Here is a 3,555-nt window from a genome sequence, read left to right as displayed (position 1 = left end):
CTCCCCCCGCCCTCCCCCTCCCGCCCGGGCACCCGCCCACCACCCACCACCCACGTTCACCCGCCCGGGCACCCACCTGCGTTCGGGCTCGCCCGCCGCCCGCCTACCCGCCGTCCGCCTGCCGTCGGTCCGCGTCCCGCGGCCCTCCAGCCTCCCGCCGCCTGCCCGCGTCCCACCGCACCCGTCCCCGGGGCGCCGGCGTCCCGGCGCCCCGGCGGCCGGCGTTCCGCCGCGTCAGCCGGTGGCCATGGCCGGCAGCGGCTGCCAGCTGACGGGGACGTTCCGCATGATCAGCGCGCTGTCCAGGGTCGCGCTCCCCGGGGCGAAGCGGTCCGGGGAGTCGAAGAAGCTCGAACTCGCGGAGCACACCCGGCCCGGCTCCAGGTCCCAGGCGTCGGTGTGCAGTTCCATGCCATCCAGCCGCACTCCGGACCGGGTGTCGGAGAAGCCCTTCGACCCGGCCCTGAAGAACCGCGAGGCCTCGGCGAGATCGGCGAAGAGCTCGCTGCCGCGCAGTTCCCCGGCAGGTTCGACGGTGACGTCGACCCGCACGTCGCCGTCCCGCGTGGCGAACGCGACCCGTACCCGGTCCGGGGTCTCGTCCACCGCGAAGTCCGCGCGGCGGTGCTCGCCGGGGAAGATCCGGCCTCCGGCCCAGGCGTTGAGCCGTGAGGCGGTGTCCCGCCGGGGTATGTAGACGCCGGTCTCGACGCCGCCCGGGCCGTCCCACTCGACGGCCATCCGGTGGGCCGCGTTCTCGCTCCGCAGCCCGACCGCCCCGGGCGCCCAGGTGGGCCGGACCCGTCCGAGCCGCAGCAGGCAGATGCCCGCGACTGCGTGGCCGTTCACCAGTTGCGGCCGCAGCCCCTCGGGGAGCAGACGCTCCGCGGCCCGCGGATCGACCCGGTAGTTCACCAGCAGCCGCCGTTCGACGACGCAGGACAGACGTGGCTGCCTCATGACTCCGTCGCCTCCACCGTTCCCATCGCCCCGTTCCCCTCCTTCGGCGCCTTCGGGCGCCATGCGGTGTGCCGCAGCACGATCTGCTCGGGACAGACGGCGCTGAGGAACCGGCCGACACAGATCGCCAGCCGCTCCTCGGCGAGGGCGTAGAGGATCCGGTTGCCGTCCCGGCGCTCGGTGACCAGCCCGGCGGCCTTGAGCACACCGAGGTGCCGTGAGATCGAGGGGGCGCTGATCGCGAACCTGCCCGCGATCTGTCCCGCCGCGAGTTCCCCCTCCCTGAGGTCTTCGAGGATCTGGCGCCGCGTCGGATCGGCGAGGGCCCGGAAGGCCCCGGTCTCGTCCTGAGCATCTGTCATGCCTCCTATTTAGCATCTTCGCTAAATTGCTAACAAGGCCTTCGTGCGGATCCGTTCAGTGCGGGGCCGCCGGTTGCCAGAGGCACCCGCAGTCCGTGTGGCCCCTGAGCCGCAGGCGCCGGGGCATCCCGTCCACGGCCGAGAGCTCGCACCAGCCGTCCACGCTGGGCGGCGATCCGCCGTCGAGGAAGATCTGGACGTGCAGGGCCGCCAGCCCGGCGACCGAGGTCGCGAGCGCGGTGTCGCAGGCCGGGGTCGGTGCCCGGCCCGAGCCGCCCTCGGCGAGCTGGGCGAGGATCCGCGGCCAGGCGGCGTCCTCGTCCTCCCGGGTCAGGACCAGGCAGTGGCCGCAGGCCGAGACGCCCGGGACGACCAGGGGCCCGACCACCCCGTACTCCTCCACCACCCCGACGTACAGGTGCGGGACCCCGGCCCGGAGCAGCTCGCGGGCCTGGGGCGTGCCGCCGGCGAACGCCCCGCTGCCGTCCCGGGGCGCCAGCACCACGAGGTCGGGCAGCCCCGGTCTGGGCCGACGGGTGCGCCGCCCCGGGTGCCGGGCCGCCGCCCGGTCCACGGCCTCGCGGGCGGCGGTGGACCTGAGCCGGCCGACGTCGCCCGGCGGCAGCCCCGCGGGGGAGCAGTCCCCGGGGGCGACCCGGCCGGTGTCCACGGCGGTCACCGTGCCGATGCCGCCCGCCGCCAGGACGGCGGCGACGGCCGCCCCGATCCGGCCCGCGCCGCGGACCTCGACCGCGTGCTCGGGCCGCCGGCCCAGGACGGCGGGGGCGGCTCCGGGGCTCGCGTGGATCAGCGAGAGGGAGGCGAGGTCCGGGCCGAGCAGCTCGCGGTGCGGCTGCGGGAAGCGGGCCAGGGCGCCGTCCGAGGCCTCGGCGTCGTCGAGGACGCCGGCCTCCTCCAGCAGGTCGAGCAGGGAGTCGGCCGGGTCGCGCCCGAAGCCGATCCGCTCGCCCTCGGCGAGGAGCGCGGGCCGGTCGCGCGTCCCGTCGACGAGACCGAGGAACTCGCGCAGGGGCTTGTCGGCGGCGTTGGCGAGCACCCCCGCGTGCTGCGGGACGGTGCCGAACTGCAGGGTGTCCGAGTCCCGCCAGCTGCGGGAGAGGGCGGGCTTGAGGGCGAGGCGCACGGCGGTCTTCCTTCCGACGGTTTCCGGACGGCTGACGGCAGCATGCCCCAGGGGGGCGGCGGCGTGCGCGCCGTTGTCCACAGGCACGGGTCCATGATCGGATGATCCGTTCGCACACCTTGTGGATAACTTGTCGTCCGGTCCGGAGTCGGATTCCGGACACCCCCCGTCGGCCTTTCGTTCCCGATCGCTCCACGAAACATTTCGGCCATGGCAGCGGACTTCTGTCAGCCGGAACGGGTAACGTCGTGTGCCATGGCAGCCGAACGGGACTCCCATCCCCCGGCGTCGCCTCGGCGTGCCCGTGCAGCGTCCGGGTCCGGCATGGCGGCGCCGAGCACGCGCGGGCGTCCGGAGCAGAGCCCCGAGCAACGGCCGCAGGGTTCCGGGCGGCGCCCGGAGCCGCAGCCGGCGGCCCCGCGGGAGCCGGTGGACCGTTCCCGGGTGGAGGTGCGGCGCAGCGCCCGCCGCAGCCGGACGGTGTCGGCCTACCGCGAGGGCGACCGGACGATCGTGCTGATCCCGGCCCGGATGTCGCACGCGGAGGAGCAGCGCTGGGTCGCGCAGATGCTGGAGAAGCTGGCCGCGCAGGAGAGCCGCCGGGTGCTGGGCGACGACGCGCTGGTGGCCCGGGCGCGGGAGCTCTCGGCGGCCTACCTGGGCGGTCGCGCCCAGCCCGCCCAGGTCCGCTGGGTGACCAACCAGAACTCCCGCTGGGGGTCGTGCACCCCGAGCGAGCGGACGATCAGGCTCTCGCACCGCCTCCAGGGGATGCCGGAGTACGTGGTCGACTACGTGCTGCTGCACGAGCTGGCCCACCTGCTGGTGCCGGACCACGGCCCGGACTTCTGGGCGCTGCTGGAGGCCTATCCGCGGACGGAGCGGGCGCGCGGCTATCTGGAGGGCGTGGTCTCGGCGGCCCGGCTGCCGCACATCCCGGGGGCCCGGCACGAGGTTCCGGCGGAGGACGGCCAGGCGGAGTCCTGCGGCTGATCCCGCCGGAGCCGCAAGGCCCGCCGGCCCCGGGGAGGGCACGGGCAGGGCACGGACGGGACGGCGGAAGGGGCGCGGACCTCAATGGTCCGCGCC

The 3,555-nt window shown here is 75.6% G+C and carries 4 protein-coding genes; 1 reads left to right on the top strand and 3 read right to left on the bottom strand.

What is annotated here, in order from left to right; all coding sequences use genetic code 11:
- Nucleotides 1-234: 234 nt before the first annotated feature.
- The 3 genes from ACFCX4_RS35330 to ACFCX4_RS35320 are packed head-to-tail and all read right to left on the bottom strand — an operon-like array spanning nucleotide 235 to nucleotide 2,466.
- Complete coding sequence (locus ACFCX4_RS35330) at nucleotides 235-960, bottom strand: DUF2071 domain-containing protein (RefSeq protein WP_376151421.1); 726 nt, start codon at nucleotides 958-960, stop codon at nucleotides 235-237.
- Complete coding sequence (locus tag ACFCX4_RS35325; RefSeq protein WP_376151419.1) at nucleotides 957-1,322, bottom strand: metalloregulator ArsR/SmtB family transcription factor; 366 nt, start codon at nucleotides 1,320-1,322, stop codon at nucleotides 957-959. Before ACFCX4_RS35325 ends, ACFCX4_RS35330 begins: the two co-directional genes overlap by 4 nt.
- 55 nt (nucleotides 1,323-1,377) lie before the next feature.
- A complete protein-coding gene (locus ACFCX4_RS35320) occupies nucleotides 1,378-2,466 on the bottom strand; it encodes a ThiF family adenylyltransferase (protein ID WP_376151417.1) in 1,089 nt (362 codons plus the stop codon).
- Nucleotides 2,467-2,790: 324 nt separating this feature from the next.
- Here ACFCX4_RS35320 and ACFCX4_RS35315 point away from each other — a divergent pair, with 324 nt between their 5' ends.
- Nucleotides 2,791-3,459: a SprT-like domain-containing protein gene (locus ACFCX4_RS35315; protein WP_376151415.1), complete on the top strand. Its 669-nt coding sequence runs from the start codon at nucleotides 2,791-2,793 to the stop codon at nucleotides 3,457-3,459.
- Nucleotides 3,460-3,555: the final 96 nt, after the last annotated feature.

Source organism: Kitasatospora sp. NPDC056327, assembly GCF_042261735.1.
Lineage (GTDB): Bacteria > Actinomycetota > Actinomycetes > Streptomycetales > Streptomycetaceae > Kitasatospora.
This window is presented reverse-complemented; position numbering and strand designations above follow the sequence as displayed.

Excerpts from the sequence above, each read along its gene's own strand:
- ACFCX4_RS35330 (WP_376151421.1), bottom strand. The coding sequence starts at position 960 with ATGAGGCAGCCACGTCTGTCCTGCGTCGTCGAACGGCGGCTGCTGGTG.
- ACFCX4_RS35325 (WP_376151419.1), bottom strand. The coding sequence starts at position 1,322 with ATGACAGATGCTCAGGACGAGACCGGGGCCTTCCGGGCCCTCGCCGAT.
- ACFCX4_RS35315 (WP_376151415.1), top strand. The coding sequence starts at position 2,791 with ATGGCGGCGCCGAGCACGCGCGGGCGTCCGGAGCAGAGCCCCGAGCAA.